The sequence below is a fragment of the Bacillus sp. FJAT-50079 genome (assembly GCF_018343515.1).
Lineage (GTDB): Bacteria > Bacillota > Bacilli > Bacillales > Bacillaceae_C > Lederbergia.
Map to the genome: position 1 here is coordinate 427,017 of NZ_JAGYPD010000005.1, position 25,056 is coordinate 452,072.

Consider the following 25,056-nt stretch of genomic DNA (forward strand, 5'->3'; position numbering starts at 1 on the left):
TTTATATAGCTTTATTTCTGAAGGAAGATCAATCTTGCCTAATTAAAGCCTAATTTCTCACTTCCCATGAGAAATTAGGCTTTATATATTTGAATTTACTATTGGAGTTGGAATATGGGTTATTTCATGAATGAGTGATTTCCGAAATCGAACGAACGTCCAAAGCGTTCTTGTTTCTTTTCCATTTCATTATAGAAATTTTATCGACTTCTCCCATTTTCCCCATATCGGTTATTAGAAAATCCTCCTCTGTTTCAGATAGGACTTCAAATAAAACTATCATTATGCTGAATATGCGATAATAAAGATTTTTATGACGGGTAAGCATATAATAAAGGAAAAGAAAGGATCCGTTTTTTCAATAAATTAGGAAAGATAGGTGATAAAAGTGAAGGGAATTTCAAGCTTACAGACCAAGCTAAAAGGGCTCTCACAAGCTGTAGATCGTTATCCGTTAACAATGCTCTTTCTGTTCATCACTACGGTAGTTAGTGCAAAAGCAATTAACGATGATGCAGGCGATTATTCAAAATTTATCTTTACTTTTATTATTGGGGCATTTATTAGTGCAGTCGGACAGCATGTATATGAACGATTTTTTACAAAAAGGAGTGAACGTCTTCTCATAATGGGTGGGGCGGTCGTTTTAACGGCTTTATACTTTCTTTCCGTTCGGACGACATCGCTTTTTAGTATCGAGCCGGGGACAAAAACAGCCGTTGCATTGTTTGCGCTCCTGATTGCCTTCATATGGGTTCCAACAATCAAAAGTAAGATTCCTTTTAACGGGAGCTTTTTGTCCGCTTTTAAAGCGTTTTTCACTACTGTTCTTTTTAGCACAGTCATTTCAGCTGGTGTTAGTTTAATTATTTTTGCCATCGATCAACTTTTTTTCTCAGTTAACTACAAAGCAACCATCCATGCGTTAAATATAATCTATTCCTTATTTGCTCCGATTTTCTTTCTATCTCTGACACCGCCCTATCCTGGAAAAAATGATGCTAATCGAACGCATGAGGAGCTGGCTTTGCGAGAGCAAATGATAGAAAGGTCAATGAACTGTCCGAAAACCCTTGAAATTCTGCTTTCTTATATTATTATTCCTTTGACCGCCGTATATACGATGATTCTACTTGTCTATGTCATCTTAAATATTAGCGGGGACTTTTGGACAAAAAACCTATTAGAACCATTATTGGTTTCCTATGCGATTATCGTTATTTTAGTTTATATTCTCGCTAGCAGCCTTGAAAATCGATTCGTTCACTTTTTCAGAAAAATATTTCCTAAAATATTAATCCCAATTGTGTTATTTCAAACGCTCGCTTCTATGTTGAAAATAAACGAAATGGGCGTTACCCATGGACGCTATTATGTCATCATGTTTGGGATCTTTGCCATTATTTCTGGGATCATTTTCAGTTTCATGAAAACGAAAAAAAATGGGTTAATTGCGCCTATTTTAATTATCTTTTCGGCCATTTCCATTATTCCGCCAATCGATGCTTTTACAGTTAGCCGCGTAAATCAATTCCATTTGCTTGAACATACACTTGAGAAAAACAATATGCTTGAGAATAATCGCATCGTTCCAAATTCAACGATTTCTACGGAAGATAAATTAATAATTACAAAAACAACCAGTTATTTGGATAGCTTGAATTATAAAGATACATCAGATTGGTTGCCTGACAAACTATTTTATTACGATCATTTTAATAAGACATTTGGATTTGATGCCGTGTATGATAATTATAATCGCGGATCAAATTATTTTGCCAACCTCGATTGGAGTCGAAATCCCGCTATTAATATTGATGGCTATGAGCGTATGGTTCATCTATATATAAACAGCTATGGAGGCATCGATGCGAAGAAAAATATTCCACTTGAAATCAATGGGAACGTCTATACATTAACAAAACAACCCGTTGATAATGACGTAAGGATTAGATTAATGAGCAATGATAAAGAATTAATCCAGTTCAATACAAAGGATATTGTCAACTTGATTCAGGAGATGGGCGAAGAAAACAATCATAGCAAAGGGCATTCATTGACAGCGGAAGAGGCTACATTGATTCAAGAAAATGAGCAAGTGAAAATGAGCATTCTCATCAATAGCGCAGAAATCTATGAATCACAGTACAACTTTGACCTATATATTTTCATTAAAATCAAATAACGAAAACTGGGGGGTGGTTTTTAAAAACCACCCTTTCCTTTGCTGACATCGTGTTTCATACTATCACTCCACATCATGTAATTTCATCACCTGCAACGATCCCCAATATGGCTGACACTTTTTGAATACCACTCGCCCCCTAACATTTCCGAGCCATATCGAATACCCCTAATTTATATGGTCTCCTCCCTTCCCCTTATAACCTTCTACTTTTTTCGCCCGACTTAATAATAATGTTTACGGAAGATGCTTCTCCATTTTCAATGTGGTTTTCCATATTTGATACATCAATGTACGTCTTAATTTTCACCGTTTTTCTTTCATGACCTTTTAGCTCCACTTCATAAGGGGAATCATTATTCATGAGTGATAACATTCGAATATCATCCTCAAAATAATATTTTTCATAAAATTCGATAGTATAATGAACATCATTTCTATTGAAATTTTGAAATGGAAGCTTACATTCTCCAAGTAATGTTGTTTCATTTATCTTTTCAAAATGGCAAGAACTTAAATCCCGCTCATAATTAATAGCATAAATACCCGTGGCAATTGTTTTTTGAAATGAACTTGCAATCATTGATGGTCCAATCGATACTAAAATAATAGCAAGTATGACAATACGTCCATGATATTTTTCAAGCGAATTGATTAGAAGATATATACTGATAAGGAATAGTAAAAACAAGGAAATTCCTATATAATGGAATCCATTAACTGAACGAATAGGTATATTAAACGCTGATACAATTGTTTCTCCGTATAGGCTCTCATGCGGAAAGGGAAGGTTTAATACCATCGTTGTGAAAAGGAAAAAAAGAGCGAGATAAAATTTTGTTTTATTTTTTATCATTAAATCACCTCATTTCGATCATCCGTAAAATCTCCATTGCAGTTTCATCGAGTTCTTCTAACTTTTCTCCTTCTTTGGGCTCTTTTGCAAGTCTTACTAATTCATCTTTTAATTGCATCTGTAATTCTACTGGCAATTTTTTCACTAAACACTCTAAACACCAATATTTCCATACATCGTCGTTAGTCGCTAGGACCGTTTTTAAAAGGGGAACTAGTTCATTAGGAAATGTTAATAGTAGTTCTGCCACCTCTTTAGCGATTGGCCAATTCATATCTTTAATCCATTCCATTAGACCAGGTAACAGATGGATAAGCCCACTTCTTTTTATACTTTTAAGCTGATACACTCTTATAAAGTCATGCTTATTTCTTGGCAGACAGTCTTTTGAAGCATTCATATGAAACCACCAACCTATACCAATTTATTTTTTTGATGCCTGACCTTTTTCATATGATCATAGTATTACATTTCGGTATTTATTTGGAGGAATATAATGACAACGATTATAAAGCATTTTATGAAAGATCATTTTAACAATCTCACACTTAGACCGCCTTTATTTTATTTATGGCCAGATGGGATTCGTTTTGAAATTTCCATGCCTTGGATAGATCATGAAGATGAAAACAACCTTCAACAAATTAATGAACGAAGCACGGGAATTTTCAATCATGTCTTTCAAGACACGGATGAAATATTACTTATTACTGATATCCATTGCGGAGTAAATGATACCTTTTTGCGGAAGAGACCGACAAACGTCTATAAAAAATATGTAAAGAACAAAGAATTACTCAAGAAGCTTAAACACAATCTATTGCCGAATGTGTTCGCGGAAGATGATGAAGTTTACGGGGATATGGTCACACACCGATTTGTTCTTCCTTGCAAAAAAAACGACATGCGATACCATCAGCTATTATCCGCAATCAGCTATGAAGATTTCCCACATCCAACAAGAATCTTAAAACGAAATAATAGCTGTAGTTATGACATTTATTTTGTGAATGTTACACGGAAATTGATTTACCATCTTTATGATGACCGGGGTTGTGACGTGATTGCATCTAACAAAGAGGATCTACGTCAACTTTATGTAGCTTGTAATGATTGGATATTGGATTATGATCGGGATCAGATAGACCAGTTATTCAGATAATGTGATTGTTTATTTATAAGGATTTTAGTCCTTTTGGAGAGCTGGGATATTCCCTGCTCTTCAAAAGGGTTTGCAAGAAAAATTGATCTAATTATTCTAGGCATAATTATTTACATACTAAACACTCAACTGGATCTCTTTCTTGTATAGCAACTCGTTTATCCCTATACCAATAATAGCTACCGTTTTCCTCCCGATTATCAATAACCTTTTTAGTAAAATTTCTTACATCTACATGTGGGCACTTAGAACGATGCAAGGTTTGTGTTTTAGTTGGCTTATCCGTTATAACAATATAGCCTATACCGTTCTTTTTAACTTTTTCAAACTGTTCCAACTTTGTAATCTTTGACATAGTATCTTCCTCCTTCATAATAAATAAAATTGATATCTAACACCCCCAATTTTAATATCCACACTTTCGGAAAACCCCTTATGTGTATAGGGGAACTGCTTATAAAAATCGCAACTTTAGTAAATTTCTTCTTCTATTTTTTGAATCACTCCCAGATAAAATGAAGGTTGATGTGGGGCAAACTGATCTTTTCCAATATATTTATCAATCATCATTCTTTTGCCTTCTTTATTTAATTCAAATCCTTTAATCTTGATTGTTTCTTTTTCACCAAACCAAAGATCGCTAAAATCTTTAAATTCTGCCAACACCATTCCTGAGACTTCCTCAGTTTGAAGAATAAACTCATCAAGGCTATGCTCACTTTTATACAGAAAAACATGTGCAAATTCTTTATCTATGAAATTTTCTTTTATCGTACAGTACTCCATGATTCCCAAGGGCACTAAATCATTAAATAGAACATCAATACCTAGTTCCTCTTTGACCTCCCTAACACCATCTTGGACTTTTTCATCTGACGTTAAATGGCCCGCGGCAGTAATGTCAAAAAGATTCGGGTAGTCTTGTTTCGTATCGCTTCGAAGCTGTAAATAGATATAATCTTTTCCTTTATGTTTCGTTACAAACCAACAATGGAAGGTTTCATGCCAATATCCAAGTCTATGTACGTCGTTTCGGGAGGCAATCCCAATTTCATTTCTATCTTCATCGAATATTTTAAAGTATTCATCTTCCATATTTGTTTCCCCATTTCCATTAAACTCAGCACGCATTCATTCTTTTTCATGAAATCTGCGGCAATACTAACGTCTCACTCTCCCGCTTCCGCGTCACTTCTATACTCTAAAATATCACCTGGTTGACATTCCAAGGCCTTACATATTCCCTCTAATGTGGAAAATCGAATCGCTTTAGCTTTGCCATTTTTCAAAATGGAGAGGTTTGACATCGTAATCCCCACCTTCTCCGACAATTCTGTCACGCTCATTTTTCTTTTAGCTAACATCACATCGATATTGATTATTATTGCCACGTTTCCACCTCAGATTGTCCATTCATTTTCTAATTTAATTGTTAATCCATTTTTTAAGAGCTCTTGAAGAACAGCGGCAAAGAAAAAAATAACAATCGTTGAAAAGAGGATGACAAAACCAATAAGGGCTATACCTGGATGCAAAGCATTTTGTGATCCAAGAAATACCATCCCAATAACATACAAAATAATAATTATGACTGCACAATGTTTTACTTGGTTAAGAGCATGTAAAGCCAACTCCGAAAAGGCATGGTTGTTTTCAATATAATTTAGTAATTTTAATACTTGATAAAGGGCAAAGAAAAATGGTATCGCCGTAAGATACAAACCAATTAGAACCGGGTATTGCAAATAGGCATATTCAGGATTCATTTCAGCTGAATATCTTGCCAAAGACGGTAAAGCAAAGACACATAAACAGAGAATTACTAGCCCAATCACATAAATCGTTGTCTTTAGAAAAGTAATCTTTCCTTGTTTCATGAAGCATCCCACCTTTTTCCTTTTATTCATATCCTAATATATATTTTATTGTTTAACAATAAAAAAATACCATTTAACAATAATACTTCATTGTTTTTGGTCAACTTCACACTTTCTATATTGTCTGTCATGTTTAACAAATCCTGGATTTCCCCCTGCAATAATATACTATATTCCTTTCAATTTTTAGTTATATATTTATATAAGATTATTGAAAGGGGTTTTCATCATGGATATTGCATCTTTTATCTTATATTGTTTTATTGTAACTTTTACTCCTGGACCTACGAATATTGTCATATTATCCACAGTACATAATTATGGAGCAAAAAAAGCAATGGAATATACGTATGGCGCAACGATTGCTTTTGGTTTATTACTTGGTATTTCCGCTATGTTGAATACAGTATTGATAAATGTCATACCAAAGATTTTAATTGGTATGCAGCTAATCGGAACGATCTATATGTTATATCTTTCTTATCAAATCTACAAAATGGATTCATCAGAACCGACTGACAACAAGACTGGCACTTTTATCTCCGGTTTTCTTATGCAGTTTTTAAATCCAAAAGTAGTAATATTTACACTGACAGTCATTCCTAGCTTTGTTTTGCCCTACTATACCGACATGTCGGCCGTGTCAATAAGTGTTATCGCTATAACGATTATTGGATTCTTAGCATTTATTGCATGGGTTCTTTTCGGTGCATTCTTTAAGAAGTTTTTACAAAAGCATAGTCGGGTTGTAAATGTAATCATGGCTCTATGCCTAGTTTATGCTACAATTATGATCTGGAAATAAGGTAGTGTTGTAAGAGGTGAATGAAGTGGATAAATTTATTTATAAAAAGGCGGCTGGTATTACGGCGTTGTCAGCTAGTCTCACTGATTTTAAGTATAAAATTCACTCCCATAAGGAATATGCAGTTGGCGTCACATTGCGTGGCATCCAAAGTTATAACTTGGATGGCAGTTTACAATTATCGTATCCGAATGGAGTCATGCTTTTTAATCCAGAACAGGCACACGACGGAATGGCGCATGATAAGGAAGGCATTGATTATGTAATGCTTTATATTGATCCCCAACTGCTTTTAGAGATTACTCAGAAAAAGGATATCGTACGTTTTTCAACTCCAATTGTATATGATTTTAGACTTGAACAAAGAGTGCTAAGTTTAGCTAATGCAATATTAAATGAAAAAGATGAAGCGTTGTGCTCTGAATTACTTTTATCCCTCTCGGATAACCTGATTCAAACAAATCTTTCAACAGATGGTCAAAGAGATCATACGCTAATTAGGAAAGCAAAAGAGATGCTTCATTCTGACTTAGGTAATGTACTTAAACTTGAGGAAATCAGTAAAGAGCTTCATTTATCAAAATTTCAATTTATCCGTTTATTCAAATCCCACACTGGAATCACACCATACCAATATTTTCTTAACTGTAAGATCGAACGTGCCAAGCGGCTAATAGATAAAAATCGAGATATTTATGCAGCAGTCGCTGACTGTGGGTTTGTTGATTTAACCCATTTAAACAAACATTTTAAAAAGACGTATGGCATAACAGCATTTGAATATATGTCCTATCTAAATTGAAGAGAAGTTTTTTCTCTACTGTGTAAAACAAAATAAAGGCTTCTGATTTTCCCTCCTTTGCATACTTAATCGTGATCTCCGGCCTTCAGGGTTGAAAATCATGTTTATCGATAATGAAAAAGGAGAAAAAACCGGAGACACAACAGTTTGGATAGAAAAGGACCCCGAAATCAGAATGCTTTTTTCACGAAATCGGGGTCCAGATCGATAAATGTTGATGTTTATTTTTTCACAAATCCTATACATTTAAATTAAAGTCCCGCATATTTTTACAATTTTTCCAATTAATCTAACTACCTTCTTCTATTTTGTCTAACTACTTACCTGACCTTTTATACCCACGATACCTCTTGAAACGATTAACAAACAGTAAAGAACCAAATAACAAAACAAGTAGGGCAGCAACCGTTATTAGTTCCTTCAGCTGGTCTTGATGATTTGCACCTTGGTTTCCATTCATTCCCCAAGGCATGCCCCCTCTCCCCATATTTGGCATACCTCCATTCCCCATGGCTGGCATTCCTTCTGGCATTTCTCCGTTATTCATATTTGGAAATCCTTCTGGCATTTCTCCATTACCCATACCTGGAAATCCTTCTGGCATTTCTCCATTACCCATACCTGGAAATCCTTCTGGCATTTCTCCATTACCCATACCTGGAAATCCTTCTGGCATTTCTCCATTACCCATACCTTGCATTCCTTCCCGCATTCCTCTATTATCCATACCTTGCATTCCACCACTTATCCCTTCACCATTTACATAGCTTGGGATTTCACCATCTAATTGTTTCTGAACATGTGTAAGACGCTCTTTCATAAATCCAACAATTCCAGGCTTGCCGTCTATCAATTGGTCGCCAGTGTTAGCAATAAATTCATCATATGAATAAAAAGCTGTCGGGTCTTTTTTTACATCATCTCCTATAAGTGACTTCAATTGATCAACTTGAGACTCTATATCTTTAAGTAAATCGACTGTTTGTTGAACATATTGATGATATTGTTCTTTATATTCGTTATTGGATAATACATAATCAACAAGAGGGTGGTTCTTTACTGCTCCAACAGTCGGTTCATCAATGAGCATTTCTTTCTGTCCATCTACATCCTGTCCCATCATTCCACCAATGGACATGTTTTGATCCCAAGCAAGAAAGGTGAATTTCCCATTCTGTTCATATAGATAATAATTATGACTCATCATTCCCTGATAGCTATCCATACTAGCTGTAACGGTACTAACCGCTAAATAACGTAAATATTTATCTACATCAAAATAGGATTCAACCTCTTTTTTATCATTTAGAGCCTTTATAAACTCAAGTAGTTTTGTGTTATTCGCTCGCCCTGATTTCATTGTTAATCCCGTTTGCTCAATACTCATACCGTTCTCCCAGGTTAACGAGGCCCCTGTATCCGCTTTATATAAATTTCCTGTGGAATTTCCGAAATTTCTTTCTAGATAGGGTTCTTCAATATTTTCAACAGCTAGATAAAGTCCATAAAGTTCCCCATTAATCGAAACATTAACATAACCATAGTTAGGCGTTTCAAGCCCCATAGCCTTCAACAAATCATAAGTTAAATATTCTCGCATATAGGAAGGATCTGCAAAATTATTGTTCAGGTTAATTTTTGTATATCCCTCTAAATTTTGATCAATATATTTATTAAACTCCAATTTAAAACTATAACGATTGGAGTCAGAACTAGCCACAGACATTAATGACGAATTACCTTTAACACGCACACCGGTATAGCCAATTGTTATTCCATTATACGTGACCGTTCCTTCTTTATATTCTTCTTCCATCGGATTATCCAACATATCTTGAAGGTCCGCTTCATCTATTTCTATATTAACGTTGCTAATTTTGCCCTTTTTGAAAATAGGATCATCTGTATGTTTTTCTTCTGCAATTGCACGGGTAGTAGTTCCCCAGAAAACGAGCATCAACACGATGACTAAACTTGTAACGATGCCCCATTTTCTATCTTTTGATTTACTCAATTCAATCACCTTCTTTTTATTAAAAGAGTGCACTAACTCCCGATAAGAGAAGCACACCCAAACTTATTATTGAACGTAATCACCGTTATAACTAATTAATACTGCATTCTCTACGCCATTAATGTTGGAAATGCTGTTTACGAAACTTGGTTCATTTCCTTTTAGACGAATTTCAAATGTCACTTCTGTTTGTTCAGCAGTGACCGATTTTTGTTTTACCTCAAAGCGATTCACTTCTGATTTTAATTGTTTATAAATTACCTCTTCTGTTTCGTAGCCATTAAAATGAACGATAAATAAATAAGGTGTTTCAAAACTTGACTTTTTCATAAAAATAAATAGTACAATTCCGATCACAATAGAACCAAGGATGGAAAGTGAGTAAAAACCAGCTCCTGTTATAATCCCGGTAGCAAGCGCCCAGAATAAAAAGATCAAATCTGTTGGATCCTTAATCGGCGTTCTAAAGCGAACGATTGACAGCGCCCCAACCATTCCAAGTGATAAAATTAAATTTGATCCAATGGCCATAATGATCAGAGACGTTATCATCGATAAGGCAACGAGCGTAATGTTAAAGTTCTTTGAATAGAGAACTCCACTAAAAACACGTTTATAAAGTGTATAAATAAAAAGCCCTAATAAAAAAGAGATCGACAGTGTAATCCCAATTTGAAGCAGGGTAATATCTGTATTGAAATTTGAAAGGATATCTTGATTAATAATATCCATAAAGTTGACGGAACCATTGTTGTTCTGTTGCATTTTTATTGATCCTCCCATGCATTTGTTTTAATAAATTTTCTGCAAATCGTATACTTTGATGCTGCTTGTCGCTGTAAACCATTTAGCTGTAAACCATCTCGAATATAGTTCGGAATGTACTCATCATACTTTACCTCTAGGATGTAAAGGGGTTCGTCCAGCGCTTTAACAGGAAACAAATTGGGATCAAAGGGGTTAATCCCGTTCAGCCCTGTTCGCAGTTCTTTGTCAAATGTAATTCGAACATTTCCTGTTCTAGCCACATACGCTTCCCTCACATAATCAACAATTACTTTTGGCCTTAACATTTTATTTTTCATTTCATAATATACTTCCTGCAAAAGTGGTGAACTTTCATTTGCAAGCACTGTATAGTCATTTACCAATAACCTGTCCAGTACCTCTCTTGAAATAGGGGTCTTTTCTTTGGCAATCATTGTATTGCGTTTAATCTTTTTTTCAAAATGAATAATCCTATCACTTTTGTTATACATGCGTATTCTATATTTATGTCGATTTTCAATCCCATCTTGTTTTTCTTGTAATGCTTTATTTTCAATATCATCAAAATAAAGGCTGCGTATATGGTATTCGCCATTTTCATTGGCATGCTTATCTTGTTTCATCAAAAGCCTTAATCTCTGACGAATGAGATAGTATTGATGGTAGTTGACATAATATTTTAATTCATGGCGAAATGTTAATTTCTTTTGCAAGCTAGCTCCTCCTTTCTTTCAACACATACTTTACTGTTGCATTGTGTCAAGCAGATGTCAGAACAAAAATTCATTTACAAAACCTTTACCTTTTCTCAATGAAAACTTTACAAAAGAGCTTTTCTTTTTAAACAGACATCTTCCCGACTTATTGGACACTTATCATGTAATGAACAGGAGATTTATTAGGAGGGGTAGAATTGCCAAATAGCAAAACATTACTACTTTTAGGATTTATTGCTTCACTGCTTGTTAATATTCTTCTTCTTAACAAAGTAGTAACAAAAGAGTATTCATCATCGTTTTCTTTAAATAGCGGCGACATTCATTTTGCTTTTAGTGATGTTGTGGATGATCCAAAAACGCTTCTACTTCAAGCGATAGATGAAGCAAATTACACTTTGGACATTGCAATCTATAATTTTGAAGATAAAGAAATTGCTCAAGCCGTGCTTAATGCCAATAATCGCGGAGTCAATGTTAGAATTATTACCGATGCTAGTAAAGCGAAAAAAGAGAACCAAGCCGCAATATTAGATGAATTTTCACAAAATAATATTGACGTAAAAATCAACACATTAAGAAAAATGCATTTAAAAATGGCGATTATCGATGAACGTCTGATTGTAACTGGTTCTTATAATTTTACAGAAGCGTCCGCCAATGAAAATTTAGAACAGCTCATTACAGTCGCTAATGAAGAACTTGCACAAGAGTGGACAGGGATATTCTCGGATGTATGGAGCAGGAGTGAGTTTAAAGAATGGACATTGCTAAGTAAACAAGAAACGGAAGATTAAAAGACGGCTATTGGACAAAGATTGTGATTTTCATCAGATAACGGGACATTAGAGCAATCCTATTGGACAAGTTTTGCGATCTTCAACGGAAAACCGGAGATTAAAAGACGGCTATTGGACAAAGATTGTGATTTTCATCAGATAACGGGACATTAGAGCAATTCTATTGGACAAGTTTTGCGATCTTCAACGGGAAACCGGAGATTAAAAGACGGCTATTGGACAAAGATTGTGATTTTCATCAGATAACGGGACATTAGAGCAATTCTATTGGACAAGTTTTGCGATCTTCAACGGGAAACCGGAGATTAATGAACGGCTATTGGACAAAGATTATGATTTTTATCAGATAACGGGACATTAGAGCAATCCTATTAGACAAAGTTTGCGGTCTTCAACGGGAAACGGGAGATTAAAAGACGGCTATTGGACAAAGATTGTGATTTTCATCAGATAACGGGACATTAGAGCAATCCTATTGGACAAGTTTTGCGGTCTTCAACGGGAAACCGGCGATTAAAAGACGGCTATTGGACAAAGATTGTGATTTTCATCAGATAACGGGACATTAGAGCAATTCTATTGGACAAGTTTTGCGATCTTCAACGGGAAACCGGAGATTAAAAGACGGCTATTGGACAAAGATTGTGATTTTCATCAGATAACGGGACATTAGAGCAATTCTATTGGACAAGTTTTGCGATCTTCAACGGGAAACCGGAGATTAATGAACGGCTATTGGACAAAGATTATGATTTTTATCAGATAACGGGACATTAGAGCAATCCTATTAGACAAAGTTTGCGGTCTTCAACGGGAAACGGGAGATTAAAAGACGGCTATTGGACAAAGATTGTGATTTTCATCAGATAACGGGACATTAGAGCAATCCTATTGGACAAGTTTTGCGGTCTTCAACGGGAAACCGGCGATTAAAGAGCAGCCTAGATAAAATCAGAAGATAAATCATCAAGTTTTGATAGAACTTTTGACATTACCGTTAAAGCCTCTTTTCACAATGATGTATATAATGGTGATCCAATCACTGATTTAATGATCGAACAGTTATTCACACTAAAGAATAAATCAACTAACTTAATTTCATATATTCCTGTACATTTAAATTTTAAATATAGCAAAAAAACAAAGCGTCCGCTGAAACGAATCGCTTTGTTTTTTCTATTCATATCGAAGGGCTTGAATTGGATCAAGCTTAGACGCTTTGTTCGCTGGAAATACACCGAATAAAACTCCAACTAATAAAGAGAAGGCAAATGATAATAGCATGACAGATACGGAATAGGTAATGGCCGTTCCCGTTGCCAAAGTAAATATTTGAGCACTAACTATCCCAATTCCAACTCCTATGATCCCGCCAAATGAGCTTAATACCATTGATTCTATGAGAAATTGAAGAAGAATGTTTCCACGCTTTGCTCCAATTGCTTTTCTAATCCCAATTTCCTTGGTCCGTTCTGAAACGGATACAAGCATAATGTTCATGATACCGATTCCGCCAACGATAAGAGAAATAGCTGCACTTCCTCCTAACATTAATGTCATCGTTTCATTAACGGATGATGCAGTTTCCATTAAATCCTTTTGACTTGATACACTATAACTATCGGCATCACCTACAATTGAATACATCGTTCTTTCAATCCCGCTTGATATGAAATTAATCATATCTTCATTTTCTACTTTCACATATGTTGTTCCAATAGTAGTCGTAGAAGCTAAACGTTGCCCTGTGCTAAGAGGTACAATAATCGTACTATCTCCGCTTGTTCCTAATGAACTTCCGACTGATTCAAGAACCCCAACTACTTTATAAGATGTGCCATTCACTTTTACATACTCTCCCACTGGGTCACCGAATCCGAATAAAGTTTGGGCTGTTTCTGAACCAAGCACCGCAATTTTCGAATGATTTTCATGATCCAAATCTGCAATGAATCGTCCTGATTGCAGCTGTAAATCCCGAACTTTTAAATAGGAAGATGTGGTTCCGATCATTGATACTTGCACATTACTTCTTCCATTTTTTATCGTAACTCTTCCCGACACGGTTGGCGCAATTTCTTCAATACCATCTACAGCCTGAATCTGTTCTACATCCTCTTCTTTAAATGTAACATCTGAACCCGTAACCGTTACAGTTAACACATTTGTACCCAAGCTGCCAATTTGATCTTGTACTTGTTTTGTTGATCCTTGTCCGATCGCAACCATGACGATAACAGAGGACACCCCAATAATAATTCCCAGCATCGTTAGGAACGCTCTGATTTTATTTGCTTTGATGCTTTTCAGTGCCATTTTGAGCGTCTGCAAACCATTCACCTCCATTCTCATAAAGCTGTCCATCGTGAATACGAACGACACGATTTGCTTTTTTGGCAACATCTAAATCATGCGTAATGAGAATAATGGTATGCCCTTGCTCATTTAATGAATCCATAATCTCCAAAATTTCTTTACTCGTTTTACTATCTAGTGCACCCGTTGGTTCATCTGCTAGTAAAATAGGAGGATGTCCAGCCAACGCGCGCGCAATTGCAACACGTTGCTGCTGCCCCCCTGATAATTGGGTTGGTAAATGAGTCGCTCGATCGACTAAACCTACTTTTTTTAACGCGTCTAAAGCAATTTCTCTTCGTTCTGCTGCTTTTATTCCACGATAAATGAGAGGAAGCTCTACATTTTCAACCGCTGTTAATTTTGGTATAAGATTGAAATTCTGAAAAATAAAACCTATCTTTTCATTTCGAATGGTAGCAAGCTGGGAGCTCTTCATTTTCCCTACTTCTTCACCATCTAACAAATATTCGCCAGAATCTGGTCGATCTAAACATCCAATCATGTTCATAAATGTTGATTTTCCAGAACCCGATGGACCAATGATAGAAATAAAATCACCTTTTTGAATATCGAGGGAAACACTTTGAAGAGCCAACACCTTTTCGCCGCCAAGTTCATACACTTTTTTCATACTTTTAATTTGAATAATCGGCTCATGAATCGTCATTAGTTCCCTCCTCGTCCACCTGATGGAGCACCGCCGCCACCTTGGAAGCCGCCTCCATTTCTTCCTCCAAAGTCACCACCACTTGGCAAACCGCCACCAGCTGGGAAGCTGCCGCCGCCTGGCATCATCATTCCACCTTGAGAAGAATTACCACTAGATTGTACGATTGGTAATTGAATAGACTCTCCTACTGCTACCCCATTTGTAATTTCTACATACGTATCATTTGAAATACCCGTTTCTACTGTTACTTTTTTTGTAGATTGTGTGGAATCGTCAGAAGCCACAGGAACGAGTACATATTTTTCATCTCCGCTTTTATACACAGCTTCTACTGGAACGTATAGTGTGTCTTCTTTGCTCTCTATTGTGATACTTGCTTCTGTTGACATACCGATTTTCAGACTTTTTGGATCTGTAATTTGTACAGTAACGTCAAATGTAGAAACTCCATTTGATGATGTTCCTTCATTTGCTATTTTCGTTACTTTTCCATCAAATGTTTCATCTTCAAATGCATTTGCTGTTATTTTTACCGCCTGTCCTTCTTGTACTTTCGTAATATCTAATTCATCCACACTAATAGTTGTTTGCAATGAGCTGTAATTTGTTATGTGTGCAATTGTCTCCGACATTTGCACGGAATCACCGCTTGCAACAGAAAGGCTTGTGATTGTCCCAGCAGCCGGAGCTTGTAAGATACTTCCATCTGTAAAGGTTATAAGTGTTGCACCTGCTTCCACAACATCTCCTTCCTTTACACTGACAGTATCCGCTGTTAAGCTACTTCCACCACTTAAACTATCTGAAACATTACTATCTTCCCTTGTTACAGGTGAAATGACCCCATCTCCATCTTCGATACGAAGAAGGATTGTTCCCCGTGATGCGCCTTCGCCACTTTTCACATTAACTTCCGTAATTGTTCCATAATGTGGGGCCGTAATAACGTCACCGTTATTAAACGTTACAAGTGTACTACCTTTATATACTGTATCGCCTGATGCTACACTTACACTATCAACAACAAGAATTGTATTTTCTGCCGTTACATCTTGATCTGTCATTGCTGTAACTGAACCTGAGCCACTAACTGCCACCTCTAATTTTCCTTTTTGTACGGTTGTTGTTTGTGCTGCAGCAGCAACATTTTGAGCTTGATCTTTTTTACCTAAAAAGAACCAGGCACTTGCTCCTCCTATTACAACAATAATTATTGAAATAATCATCCACTTTTTCAAATTTCTAATCTCCTTTCAATCATTTAGTTTGACCTGGTTGATCTTGCCCCGGCTGGAATTGCCCTGGCTGGAACTCTCCATTGCCTGGGAACATTTGTCCATCCCCTCTTGGTCCCATTTCTGAGAAATTTGGGCTTGCACTTTGTTTATAAGCTACATAACCTACCCCTATCGCTGTACACGCACTTATCACCAAATTTACAATGAGTAAAATTTTTATTAGGTTTTGTTTGGACTGTTCCATTTCGATTCCTCCTCTTTTCTTTCAAAACATACTTTACTGCTGGATTGTGTCAAGCAGATGTCAAAACAAAAGATTTTTCAAAACTTTACAAAGGACAGATTTTTGGAGTCGAAATGATTTTAGAAAGTGGAAATAAATAAATACACCGTCTTTTCTACGTTAGACTAGCGAAAAAGGCGGTTTGTTTTTAATCGATGCTTTAATTTCATGCATGCTTGTACACAAAAAAACACAACTTCGACTCTTCGCAGCTGTGTTTTTTAGTGATTTCCTATACTCTTGGAAGACGAATACGAAACACGGTTCCCGTAGTATCGCTTTGCTTCAAATAGAGATCCCCCTTCATTGCTTGAGCAATCATTTTACTTAAAGATAATCCAAGACCTAACCCCCTGTGTTTGTATTTCTTCTCTTCTCCCCGATAAAAACGCTCAAAGATAAAAGATTGCTCTTTAAATGGGATTCCCGGTCCATTATCAGCAATATCAATATAAACATGATATTGATCAAGGCTTACGTTTACTTGTATTTCTCCTTCTTGAATCGCTTGCTTAGCATTATTAAGCAAATTAATCATAATTTGTTCTAATCTAATTGTATCTATTTCTATTTGCGAGTCATTTTTTAAAAGTGAAATCGTTGTTCTAATACCTTCCTCTTCTTGGGAAACATTCCACTGATATACAATGTTTTCTACCAAATCATTGATATTGGCTTTTACGATCGTTAAAGGGACAGCATTTGCAGCAAACGAATTAAAAGCAAGTAAATCCTCAACCATTGTTTTCATTTTTGTTGTTTCTTTAAGGGAAATTTTGATAAACTCTTTTGCTTCATCACCGGAAACAACGTTGTCATTTATCGCTTGAAGTAAGCCACTTATAGAAGTAACCGGGGTTTTTAATTCATGAGTTACACCAGCTAACAATTCCGTCCGGAGGGATTCAAGCTGTTCTAATCGATTCGCCATTTCCTTAAAAGATGTAACAAGTTCATACACTTCCTCTTCCTTGCTGTTTTGCGGAAGATGAATACGATAATCCCCTTCTTGAACTTGTTTTGCTGCTTGGGCAACTTCTTTAATCGGCCTTGATAACCGCTTTGTTAAAAAATAGATAGCTCCCCACCCAAGCAATGCAAGACTAATAATCATAATGGTTAGCAACGTGTATTCCTGGTTTACTTTCGCTAATTCTATTTCGGACTCAAACATTACAACCCAACCAATTATATTTTCATCTACTGATATTGGTGCTTTAACGATATAGAAATATATTGAATCCTTACCTAATGGCAGTTTTTGAACTGTTTCTTCAGATTGTACAATGTTCACATTTACGTAATTGTCGAAAGGTACCATTGGTCGATTATTACTGGAAACAACTTGTCCTTCAGTATTTACAATATATATAAATGGTTCACTTTCTAAATCCATCCAACGGCGATCTGGAAATCCTCCTGGAATACCTCTTCCAAGAGGTGGTCTTTGTTCGTTATCACTTACAATTCTGCTTGCCATGTCTTCCGTAAGCAACTTCATAATATTAATGCGATTTTCTATCGTTGTATTGCGAATCCATAACGCAGATAATAGTCCAATGACAATTAATCCAATACATAAAGTCAATAAATAACGACTTGTCCAATAACGATTTAAGGGGGTTCGCTTTTTACTTTTTATAAACACTAAATTGATACCCCATTCCCCGAAGCGTTTTAATTTCACCTTCTTCTTTCGGCCAGTCCTGTAATTCGTTTCTTAATCGCTTTATAGCAAGATCAACCGCCCGGTCACTTCCCTCATAATCCCAGCCCCAAACTTCTTCTATTAATTGATCCCTTGTAAACGATTGGTTAGGATGGTCAGCTAAAAATAAAAGCAGCGATAAATCACGTGGGATTAAGCGGATTGTCTTTCCTAAAAGCTTAACATGATGAGATTTCAAGTCAATTTCAAGCTGACCAAACCCTTTAACCTGGGAATTATCAACTTTAGAACGACGCAACACTGCTTTTACACGGGCCACCACTTCTTCTCCATTAAACGGCTTCGCAATATAATCATCTGCGCCTTCATTCAAACCATTTAAACGATAATTAACATCTCCTAAAGCTGTGAGCATAATAACAGCACATGTATTAATTTTACGTATCTCTTTGAGCAGTTCCCAGCCATCTTTCCCAGGGAGCATTACATCTAATAATACAAGATCCGGATGGCTTGAATAAAATGCCTCCATGGCCTCCATACCGTTAAATACTTGTTCAACATGAAATCCAGCTTTTTGTAAATAAACTCTTAACACCTCGCTAATTGCAAATTCGTCTTCTATAATTAAAATTTTTTTCACGATCATCATCCCTTATATATTTGGAATAGATTTTTACATAAAAACCTGACTTTTCATAGCATTTTGTATCACTGCATAAGCAGAATAGATCTTTTGACAACGTCTTGATCTCCTACTGGTCTCCTATTATCACACAAACCACAATCGTTTCCGCATACTTATCCAACTAATTATCAATAATCCCCTCATAATAAACATCCCCATATCAGATTACAATAAATAATTGAACCCTTCTAAACCACAGCGTTATTTTTTAACTTTCAATTATTCCAGTCTCCATGGCAGAGTACTAATGAAAAGTCGGCTCCTTTCATTTCTTTTAATTGCTCTATATTTCAACTTACATATTATTCTAAATGTTTATGTATAATGAAATAATATCAAATAAGGTGGGATGCTTATGCAAGCGAAACAAAATGAAAAGGTAATCAACTCAATAAAAAAATCATTCAAAAAACAAGTACAAAAAGACAAAAGGTTAAAGAGTGCATTTTTACTTGTTCATTCCGAAAAGAAAGGTATTCATTTAAAGATTGCAGAAGGTTCCATGAATCTGGACCAACCAATATATGTGGCTAGTGTGGGGAAAATATTTACTTCTGTTATCATTAGTATATTGTATGAAAGAGGACAATTAACATTCGATGATGCAATCACTAAATATCTAGACCTTTCATTGATTCAAAATCTTCATGTATACAAAGGGAAAGATTATATAAAGCACATAAAAATTAAACATCTATTAAATCACACATCTGGATTGCGTGATAATTTCTACCCGCTTCTTCGCAAACTGGTTGATGATCAAGATTTTAACATGAACCCACAGGAGACAATTACTTGGGCAAAAATACATCAAAAACCTCTTTTCTCTCCAGGCAACGGATTTAACTATTCCAATACAAACTATCAACTACTAGGATTAATTATCGAAAGAGTTACAGGATTACCTTTTCATGTAGTTATGAAACAATACATCTATCAACCACTCGGGATGATGAATTCATCTATCCTACACGATTCGGAACCATTAGATAAAGACACCCAACAGTTAGCAAATTTTTATGTTAATCAAAACAATATTACTAACCACAAAGGGCATGCAAGGCTTGCCTATGCAGGAGGTGGAGTCGTATCTACTGGGGAAGATTTGTTAAAATTTATGAAGGCATTATCATCCTATCAATTAGTGAAAAAAGAAACACTAAAGAAAATGATGAACGATAAAACGAAGTATAGTATAGGAATTGATTATGGTTATGGCCTAATGCAGTTTAAAACCGTTCCACTACTTATGCCAAAAATATTTAATGTTTGGGGACATGCGGGTGGAACAGGTGCCTATATGTTTTATCACCCTAAAATGGATACCTATTTAATTGGAACTTTTAATGATTTTTCCTATGAAAGAAAAGGGGTTAAATTTATGTTAACAAAAGTAATCAGCCAATTGGCAAAACTAAAATGAAGGAAGAGTATGTATTACCTCTTCGAGATGATTATTCTGATTACGGCATCATCTTTAGTTATATCGAATTCCGTTGGATATTTCCTCTAAATTTTTCCAGTTTAATATGCGAATCGAGTTTTTATCTCTTTCAATAATTTTTTTTTCTGATAGCGAATGAATAACTCGATTTAGGTGTCGATAAGTCGTACCAAGTAAATCTGCAATCTCTCTTATATTGGAAGTCTCTAGCTCCATTCCAAAGATGTTACCTGGGTCAGACGATATCGTAGACATAAGATAACTCGCAAACTTGTTTTCCACAGATGCTAATAAATTTACACGCGAAGCAGTTGTACAAGTTTGAAGCTTGTAGCTTACATGTTGTAAAAGTGTATGTAAAAACTTTGGATTATTCATTTCATGTTGTTTTATATAATCAAAATGTAGTCCAATCAATAAGCACTCATTAACCGCTTTAACTTGTGATTGGACAGGAACGTTTCGGATTAATTCAATATCACCAATAATAGAGAAAGGTTGTACAAATCGTAGTAAAAGTGATTTTCCAGTTTCAACACTCGAAGTTATTTTTAATTTTCCTTCCACTAAAAATAATAATGATTCCATTTCCATTCCTTCAAATAAAACAATTTCGTCTTTCCCATATTGTTGCAATGTAAATGGGAGTTGCTTTTCTTGGTCAAACATTTCTTCGATATGATATTCTTGTAATTTTGATTCGAGCAGTTTCAAGTCCTGAATAAATTTCATAAAAAACTCCTTTTTGGGACATATGTCCTTTTCATTATACGATAAATTGATATGATAAAAAAATAAAAGTTGTAGGAGTGGCATAGAATGAAATTTGTGTTCGATTTAGATGGGACAATTTGCTTTAAAGGTCAGCCTATTTCCGAAAAACTACTAATATCATTAGAAAAGCTAGTAGCACAAGGCCACGAGGTTATTTTTGCTTCAGCTAGGCCAATACGTGATTTACTCCCTGTCTTGCATAGGCGTTTTCATCAATACTCAATGATTGGTGGAAATGGTTCAATTATTGCAAGTAAAGGGAAAATCATATCAACGAGTCATTTTGATGACGATACACTTGCAAATATTGTGCAATTACTTAGAACCTATAATGCTTCTTATTTAATAGATGGTGATTGGGATTATGCCTATACAGGTCCAGCCACACATCCAATTTTGAACAATCTTGATCCAGACAAGCGTGCTAAAAACGTCAAATTAGATACATTACAGTCCATCATAAAAGTTTTAATCCTTACTTCAGACAATTTGAAAGAAGTTGAAGGACGGCTTCGCAATCTGAATGTTGTGGTTCACTCTCATGGAAATGAGGGAGTATTAGATGTAAGTCCAATTGGAATAGATAAGTGGAGTGGATTGCAGCAACTCGGTGTAAAAGAAGGGGAATATATAGCATTTGGTAATGATGCCAATGATATTGCAATGTTTCAACATGCATTGTATTCAGTCATGATTGGTGGAAATTCACAATTATCACCATTTTCATCCGAACAATTATTATTAAGTAAGGATATAGAAAACCTTATAGTCAAGAGGCTTAGTGAATTAGGAGATAAAAATCTAATCAATAAGTTGATAACCTGATAAAAGGAACATAGAAATGATCAAGCTTTTTTATAAAAACAAAACTAAAGTCTAATAGAAAAGAATCTATTTTGAACAATCTTTTTCCAAAATAGATTCTTTTTATTTATCGTAAAAATCGGTTTGAGATGTGTTTCAAAACTTCACATAACTTGGTCTATAGTTTAGCCTTTAAGTCTGTTTTTCATTAAGATACGTTTTTATGCTTGGTGGTTCATAAAAATTTAATTTTTCAAGTAATCGATTCGGTTCAACATCTACAAGTGTCATAGAACGGTACTTTTCGTGTAAAAATTGTTCCTTTGTCATATGATTAAACAGTTCAACAAGAGGATCAAAGTATCGATTAATGTTTAGAAGACCACAAGGTTTTTGATGAAGTCCTAATTGTGCCCATGTAAAAATTTCAAAGAACTCTTCTAATGTTCCCGGTCCACCTGGTAAAGCGACAAAGCCATCTGCAAGCTCTGCCATTTTAGCCTTCCTTTCGTGCATAGAATTGACAACGATCAGCTTCGATAAGCTTCTATGTGATATTTCTCTTTGCTCTAGAAAATTAGGCATAATCCCAATGACTTCTCCACCTGCATCTAAAACAGCATCAGCAACTGCCCCCATAACCCCTACACTTGCCCCACCATAAACAAGTGTAATACCATGTTTGGCCAGTTCTTCACCAAATTTTTTGGCACTTTCTATATATACATTCGATGCTCCATCACTGGAACCACAAAATACTGCGATACTTTTCATTATGACGTCCCCCTATCGGATTCAGCGATTATATTATACAAAAGACTTGTTGATTGCGATGATGGGATTTAAGGGAAAAAGGAACATTCCCTGCACCCACCTTATTCACAATACCATTTCAAATATCTAAAATAGCCATTAATCGATGCGATCACAATTAGTTTTTCCTTGCTCTCTCCTAGCCCTGGCTTCTTTAATTTAATAGATTTTATCTAATTCAAATCCTTCATCCCGCTCTATTTCACAAACCGCAAAGGATACTTAAAATATTCTTAAGCTATTAGATTTCGTTTTTGATTACATTCCTTTAATTGCGATTACAAACTCATAAATGAAGTATCCCGCAAAACCGATTAAAATAATCCCAGCGATGATCGATACCCACTTTATCATCGTACGGCTCATTACTTTCCTTGTTACTGAAATAATTGATAGTAACCCAATATCATGAAGGAGAATACCAACTAAGATGCCTGACCCAACGATTAAAAAACTTGATGGATGCGAAGCATCGTAAGAATCGGAGAGTACAGCTCCAAAAACGGAAATCCAAAATACAAGATTCCCTGGTGAAATAGCTACAAGTAACCCGTTGCGATAGGAGGTTAAAAATGACTTATTCGATTTTCCACCAGCTAACATAATGTCTTTATCTGAGTTTTTGATAGAATCATAACCTAAAAATGCTAAAAAGCCCGCACCAATGAGCCACATTGGTATTTGAATGTACGGTATAGCAAGCACAGATGCCAATCCCATATATAAGGAAATAATTAACAGGAAATCTACTGTCATTCCACCTAATCCGACAGCCCATCCATGCATAAAACCTTTTTTCAACCCTTGCTTCGTCATTTCAACTGTAATTGCTCCAACAGGCATCGCAATGGCAAGCCCAGCTAAAACATATGTAAAAAATAGCCCCAAAATATACCCTGCTTTCAAATTTTATCTCTTCATACGTCCGTTTTATCTTTACATAATAACATAATAAATAGATAAACATACATAAAAATGCACAATAATTAATAACTATGCAGGTGATCTTTTGGTTATTTTGGACATAATTTCATGATCTGCCTTTTTAAAAAAATTCTATAAAAGTAATTTTAAAAATTGACGATTTGTTTCTACTTGAACAACTGGAAATAAAACCTCTAAGCGTATTGCTTAATACCTTGCAAAAGGAAGTATTATATTAAGTTCTTAATAAGGATCAATATCATAGCTTTGAGAAACTAAATTCTGAAAAAGTAGCTTTTATTTTTTAAAAAGGAAAATTATGATGATTTTATGTATAATAAAGTAATTCGTTTTCTTTTTGGAAAGAAGGTCCTTATTTTGTTAGAAAAATTGAATAAATTCATTCAAAAATGGATGCCTATATTAACACCACTTAGTTTAATTATTGGTGTACTACTTGAAAATGTAGGAGAACATCTATTATTCCTCGTTTCGTGGTTATTTGCATTTATGACCTTTGTTAGTAGTTTAGGCATGAAATTTAAAGATGTAAAAGTTTTTGTGAAGTACCCTAAAACCATCCTTTTTAGCATAGCTTTCTTACATATTATCATGCCTCTTTGGGCTTATTTTTTATCAAAATTCATTTTTCAAGATCATTTATTAACAATTGGTTTTGTTATAGCTGTGGCTGTTCCGACAGGTGTTACTAGCGTGATTTGGGTAACCATTTCGAAAGGTAATTTGCCGCTTTGTTTATCTATTGTTCTTATTGATACGTTAATATCTCCTATTGTTATGCCAGCACTCCTTCAACTAATTGTTGGAGAATCAATCGCCATTGATAGTACTTCTCTTGTTTTAGATTTAGTATGGATGATTGTATTGCCATCGATTTTAGGGATATTATTAAATGAACTTTCGAAAGGCTCTATTCAAAAGAAATATGGAATGAAATTAGCTCCTTTTTCAAAACTTTGCCTTTTTGGAGTTATTATGATTAATAGCAGTGCAATTGCTCCCTATTTAAGGGATATTACGTGGGAATTGATCGGTGTCATTTTACTAGTATTTATTATTGCCGTTTCTGGTTATGTTTTTACTATGTTATTAGGACGGATAATCTGGAAAGATCAAAGTATAACAACTACATTTGTATTTACTGGCGGAATGCGTAATATTGCAGTGGGAGTAATTATCGCCACAACATATTTCCCTTCCAAGGTAGCCATGCCTGTCGTTTTCGGAATGCTATTCCAGCAAGTATTAGCTTCTGTAGCTAGTAAAGTAATTGAGAAAAAACAAGTAAAAATGTTCAACATTGATTCAAATGTTAAACAACTTTAAAACCACCTATTACATTATTTGATAGGTGGTTATTGCTTTTCTAGCCTCTAGTCTTTTTA

Annotated in this window: 26 protein-coding genes; 8 read left to right on the forward strand and 18 right to left on the reverse strand. The window is 35.3% G+C overall.

Features of this window, described 5'->3' with window-relative positions; translation table 11 throughout:
* Window positions 1-388: 388 nt before the first annotated feature.
* Window positions 389-2,185 carry a DUF4153 domain-containing protein gene (locus tag KHA95_RS15720; protein ID WP_349305490.1) on the forward strand — a complete coding sequence of 599 codons (1,797 nt, stop codon included), beginning with the start codon at window positions 389-391 and terminating at the stop codon, window positions 2,183-2,185.
* Window positions 2,186-2,381: 196 nt separating this feature from the next.
* On the opposite strand, the gene KHA95_RS15725 is transcribed toward KHA95_RS15720, so the two are convergent.
* On the reverse strand, window positions 2,382-3,041 hold the full coding sequence (locus tag KHA95_RS15725) for a hypothetical protein (RefSeq protein ID WP_213138459.1): 660 nt from the start codon (window positions 3,039-3,041) through the stop codon (window positions 2,382-2,384).
* 4 nt (window positions 3,042-3,045) lie between these two features.
* Window positions 3,046-3,441 carry a DUF5071 domain-containing protein gene (locus KHA95_RS15730; protein ID WP_213138460.1) on the reverse strand — a complete coding sequence of 132 codons (396 nt, stop codon included), beginning with the start codon at window positions 3,439-3,441 and terminating at the stop codon, window positions 3,046-3,048.
* Window positions 3,442-3,537: 96 nt separating this feature from the next.
* Between KHA95_RS15730 and KHA95_RS15735 the strand changes: the two genes are divergently transcribed.
* A complete protein-coding gene (locus tag KHA95_RS15735) occupies window positions 3,538-4,203 on the forward strand; it encodes a DUF3885 domain-containing protein (protein ID WP_213138461.1) in 666 nt (221 codons plus the stop codon).
* Between the two features lie 106 nt (window positions 4,204-4,309).
* Here the strand turns inward: KHA95_RS15735 and KHA95_RS15740 are convergent, their stop codons facing one another.
* The 4 genes from KHA95_RS15740 to KHA95_RS15755 form a co-directional block, all read right to left on the reverse strand.
* Complete coding sequence (locus tag KHA95_RS15740) at window positions 4,310-4,558, reverse strand: hypothetical protein (protein ID WP_213138462.1); 249 nt, start codon at window positions 4,556-4,558, stop codon at window positions 4,310-4,312.
* A gap of 116 nt (window positions 4,559-4,674) precedes the next feature.
* Window positions 4,675-5,334, reverse strand: a complete 660-nt coding sequence (locus tag KHA95_RS15745; protein WP_249316963.1) for an NUDIX hydrolase — start codon at window positions 5,332-5,334, stop codon at window positions 4,675-4,677.
* Between the two features lie 38 nt (window positions 5,335-5,372).
* Window positions 5,373-5,594, reverse strand: coding sequence for a helix-turn-helix domain-containing protein (locus KHA95_RS15750; RefSeq protein ID WP_213138463.1), 222 nt, complete (start codon window positions 5,592-5,594; stop codon window positions 5,373-5,375).
* Window positions 5,595-5,603: 9 nt separating this feature from the next.
* The gene (locus KHA95_RS15755) at window positions 5,604-6,080 is read right to left on the reverse strand and encodes a DUF2975 domain-containing protein (RefSeq protein ID WP_213138464.1); all 477 of its coding nucleotides are present in this window, start codon (window positions 6,078-6,080) and stop codon (window positions 5,604-5,606) included.
* 229 nt (window positions 6,081-6,309) lie between these two features.
* Here KHA95_RS15755 and KHA95_RS15760 point away from each other — a divergent pair, with 229 nt between their 5' ends.
* Both KHA95_RS15760 and KHA95_RS15765 read left to right on the forward strand, forming a co-directional pair.
* Complete coding sequence (locus KHA95_RS15760; protein WP_213138465.1) at window positions 6,310-6,885, forward strand: LysE family translocator; 576 nt, start codon at window positions 6,310-6,312, stop codon at window positions 6,883-6,885.
* 25 nt (window positions 6,886-6,910) lie between these two features.
* The gene (locus tag KHA95_RS15765; protein ID WP_213138466.1) at window positions 6,911-7,687 is read left to right on the forward strand and encodes a helix-turn-helix transcriptional regulator; all 777 of its coding nucleotides are present in this window, start codon (window positions 6,911-6,913) and stop codon (window positions 7,685-7,687) included.
* 316 nt (window positions 7,688-8,003) lie between these two features.
* Here KHA95_RS15765 and KHA95_RS15770 read toward each other — a convergent pair whose 3' ends face one another.
* From KHA95_RS15770 to KHA95_RS15780, 3 genes are all read right to left on the reverse strand, one after another.
* Entirely contained in the window at window positions 8,004-9,701 is a 1,698-nt protein-coding gene (locus tag KHA95_RS15770) for a CotH kinase family protein (protein ID WP_213138467.1), read from the reverse strand.
* Window positions 9,702-9,767: 66 nt separating this feature from the next.
* Window positions 9,768-10,466 carry a DUF4956 domain-containing protein gene (locus KHA95_RS15775; RefSeq protein ID WP_213138471.1) on the reverse strand — a complete coding sequence of 233 codons (699 nt, stop codon included), beginning with the start codon at window positions 10,464-10,466 and terminating at the stop codon, window positions 9,768-9,770.
* Between the two features lie 2 nt (window positions 10,467-10,468).
* On the reverse strand, window positions 10,469-11,182 hold the full coding sequence (locus tag KHA95_RS15780; protein ID WP_213138472.1) for a polyphosphate polymerase domain-containing protein: 714 nt from the start codon (window positions 11,180-11,182) through the stop codon (window positions 10,469-10,471).
* A gap of 200 nt (window positions 11,183-11,382) precedes the next feature.
* Here KHA95_RS15780 and KHA95_RS15785 point away from each other — a divergent pair, with 200 nt between their 5' ends.
* Window positions 11,383-11,982, forward strand: a complete 600-nt coding sequence (locus KHA95_RS15785) for a phospholipase D-like domain-containing protein (RefSeq protein ID WP_213138473.1) — start codon at window positions 11,383-11,385, stop codon at window positions 11,980-11,982.
* A gap of 1,179 nt (window positions 11,983-13,161) precedes the next feature.
* Here KHA95_RS15785 and KHA95_RS15790 read toward each other — a convergent pair.
* The 6 genes from KHA95_RS15790 to KHA95_RS15815 form a co-directional block, all read right to left on the reverse strand.
* Window positions 13,162-14,316, reverse strand: a complete 1,155-nt coding sequence (locus KHA95_RS15790) for an ABC transporter permease (RefSeq protein ID WP_481748449.1) — start codon at window positions 14,314-14,316, stop codon at window positions 13,162-13,164.
* Entirely contained in the window at window positions 14,273-15,010 is a 738-nt protein-coding gene (locus KHA95_RS15795) for an ABC transporter ATP-binding protein (RefSeq protein ID WP_249316965.1), read from the reverse strand. The genes KHA95_RS15790 and KHA95_RS15795 overlap by 44 nt, the downstream gene beginning before the upstream one ends.
* Window positions 15,010-16,251: an efflux RND transporter periplasmic adaptor subunit gene (locus tag KHA95_RS15800; protein WP_213138474.1), complete on the reverse strand. Its 1,242-nt coding sequence runs from the start codon at window positions 16,249-16,251 to the stop codon at window positions 15,010-15,012. The genes KHA95_RS15795 and KHA95_RS15800 overlap by 1 nt, the downstream gene beginning before the upstream one ends.
* Window positions 16,252-16,270: 19 nt before the next feature.
* Window positions 16,271-16,495: a hypothetical protein gene (locus tag KHA95_RS15805; RefSeq protein WP_213138475.1), complete on the reverse strand. Its 225-nt coding sequence runs from the start codon at window positions 16,493-16,495 to the stop codon at window positions 16,271-16,273.
* Window positions 16,496-16,766: 271 nt separating this feature from the next.
* Window positions 16,767-18,182, reverse strand: coding sequence for a HAMP domain-containing sensor histidine kinase (locus KHA95_RS15810; RefSeq protein WP_213138476.1), 1,416 nt, complete (start codon window positions 18,180-18,182; stop codon window positions 16,767-16,769).
* Window positions 18,166-18,846, reverse strand: a complete 681-nt coding sequence (locus KHA95_RS15815) for a response regulator transcription factor (RefSeq protein ID WP_213138478.1) — start codon at window positions 18,844-18,846, stop codon at window positions 18,166-18,168. The genes KHA95_RS15810 and KHA95_RS15815 overlap by 17 nt, the downstream gene beginning before the upstream one ends.
* A 400-nt stretch (window positions 18,847-19,246) precedes the next feature.
* Between KHA95_RS15815 and KHA95_RS15820 the strand changes: the two genes are divergently transcribed.
* Complete coding sequence (locus tag KHA95_RS15820; RefSeq protein WP_213138479.1) at window positions 19,247-20,314, forward strand: serine hydrolase domain-containing protein; 1,068 nt, start codon at window positions 19,247-19,249, stop codon at window positions 20,312-20,314.
* A 54-nt stretch (window positions 20,315-20,368) separates the two neighbouring features.
* Here the strand turns inward: KHA95_RS15820 and KHA95_RS15825 are convergent, their stop codons facing one another.
* Entirely contained in the window at window positions 20,369-21,067 is a 699-nt protein-coding gene (locus tag KHA95_RS15825) for a Crp/Fnr family transcriptional regulator (RefSeq protein WP_213138480.1), read from the reverse strand.
* An 87-nt stretch (window positions 21,068-21,154) separates the two neighbouring features.
* Here KHA95_RS15825 and KHA95_RS15830 point away from each other — a divergent pair, with 87 nt between their 5' ends.
* Window positions 21,155-21,934 carry an HAD-IIB family hydrolase gene (locus KHA95_RS15830; protein ID WP_213138481.1) on the forward strand — a complete coding sequence of 260 codons (780 nt, stop codon included), beginning with the start codon at window positions 21,155-21,157 and terminating at the stop codon, window positions 21,932-21,934.
* A gap of 171 nt (window positions 21,935-22,105) precedes the next feature.
* Here the strand turns inward: KHA95_RS15830 and KHA95_RS15835 are convergent, their stop codons facing one another.
* Together KHA95_RS15835 and KHA95_RS15840 are read right to left on the reverse strand one after the other, a co-directional pair.
* Window positions 22,106-22,687, reverse strand: a complete 582-nt coding sequence (locus KHA95_RS15835; protein ID WP_213138482.1) for an LOG family protein — start codon at window positions 22,685-22,687, stop codon at window positions 22,106-22,108.
* Between the two features lie 297 nt (window positions 22,688-22,984).
* Window positions 22,985-23,614, reverse strand: a complete 630-nt coding sequence (locus tag KHA95_RS15840; protein ID WP_213138483.1) for a LysE family translocator — start codon at window positions 23,612-23,614, stop codon at window positions 22,985-22,987.
* A gap of 414 nt (window positions 23,615-24,028) precedes the next feature.
* Here KHA95_RS15840 and KHA95_RS15845 point away from each other — a divergent pair, with 414 nt between their 5' ends.
* Complete coding sequence (locus KHA95_RS15845) at window positions 24,029-24,997, forward strand: bile acid:sodium symporter family protein (RefSeq protein WP_213138484.1); 969 nt, start codon at window positions 24,029-24,031, stop codon at window positions 24,995-24,997.
* Window positions 24,998-25,056 lie beyond the last annotated feature (59 nt).

Excerpts from the sequence above, each read along its gene's own strand:
- KHA95_RS15835 (WP_213138482.1), bottom strand. The coding sequence starts at position 22,687 with ATGAAAAGTATCGCAGTATTTTGTGGTTCCAGTGATGGAGCATCGAAT.
- KHA95_RS15820 (WP_213138479.1), top strand. The coding sequence starts at position 19,247 with ATGCAAGCGAAACAAAATGAAAAGGTAATCAACTCAATAAAAAAATCA.
- KHA95_RS15725 (WP_213138459.1), bottom strand. The coding sequence starts at position 3,041 with ATGATAAAAAATAAAACAAAATTTTATCTCGCTCTTTTTTTCCTTTTC.
- KHA95_RS15730 (WP_213138460.1), bottom strand. The coding sequence starts at position 3,441 with ATGAATGCTTCAAAAGACTGTCTGCCAAGAAATAAGCATGACTTTATA.
- KHA95_RS15805 (WP_213138475.1), bottom strand. The coding sequence starts at position 16,495 with ATGGAACAGTCCAAACAAAACCTAATAAAAATTTTACTCATTGTAAAT.
- KHA95_RS15760 (WP_213138465.1), top strand. The coding sequence starts at position 6,310 with ATGGATATTGCATCTTTTATCTTATATTGTTTTATTGTAACTTTTACT.
- KHA95_RS15825 (WP_213138480.1), bottom strand. The coding sequence starts at position 21,067 with ATGAAATTTATTCAGGACTTGAAACTGCTCGAATCAAAATTACAAGAA.
- KHA95_RS15745 (WP_249316963.1), bottom strand. The coding sequence starts at position 5,334 with ATGCGTGCTGAGTTTAATGGAAATGGGGAAACAAATATGGAAGATGAA.
- KHA95_RS15830 (WP_213138481.1), top strand. The coding sequence starts at position 21,155 with ATGAAATTTGTGTTCGATTTAGATGGGACAATTTGCTTTAAAGGTCAG.
- KHA95_RS15740 (WP_213138462.1), bottom strand. The coding sequence starts at position 4,558 with ATGTCAAAGATTACAAAGTTGGAACAGTTTGAAAAAGTTAAAAAGAAC.
- KHA95_RS15775 (WP_213138471.1), bottom strand. The coding sequence starts at position 10,466 with ATGCAACAGAACAACAATGGTTCCGTCAACTTTATGGATATTATTAAT.
- KHA95_RS15735 (WP_213138461.1), top strand. The coding sequence starts at position 3,538 with ATGACAACGATTATAAAGCATTTTATGAAAGATCATTTTAACAATCTC.
- KHA95_RS15795 (WP_249316965.1), bottom strand. The coding sequence starts at position 15,010 with ATGACGATTCATGAGCCGATTATTCAAATTAAAAGTATGAAAAAAGTG.
- KHA95_RS15755 (WP_213138464.1), bottom strand. The coding sequence starts at position 6,080 with ATGAAACAAGGAAAGATTACTTTTCTAAAGACAACGATTTATGTGATT.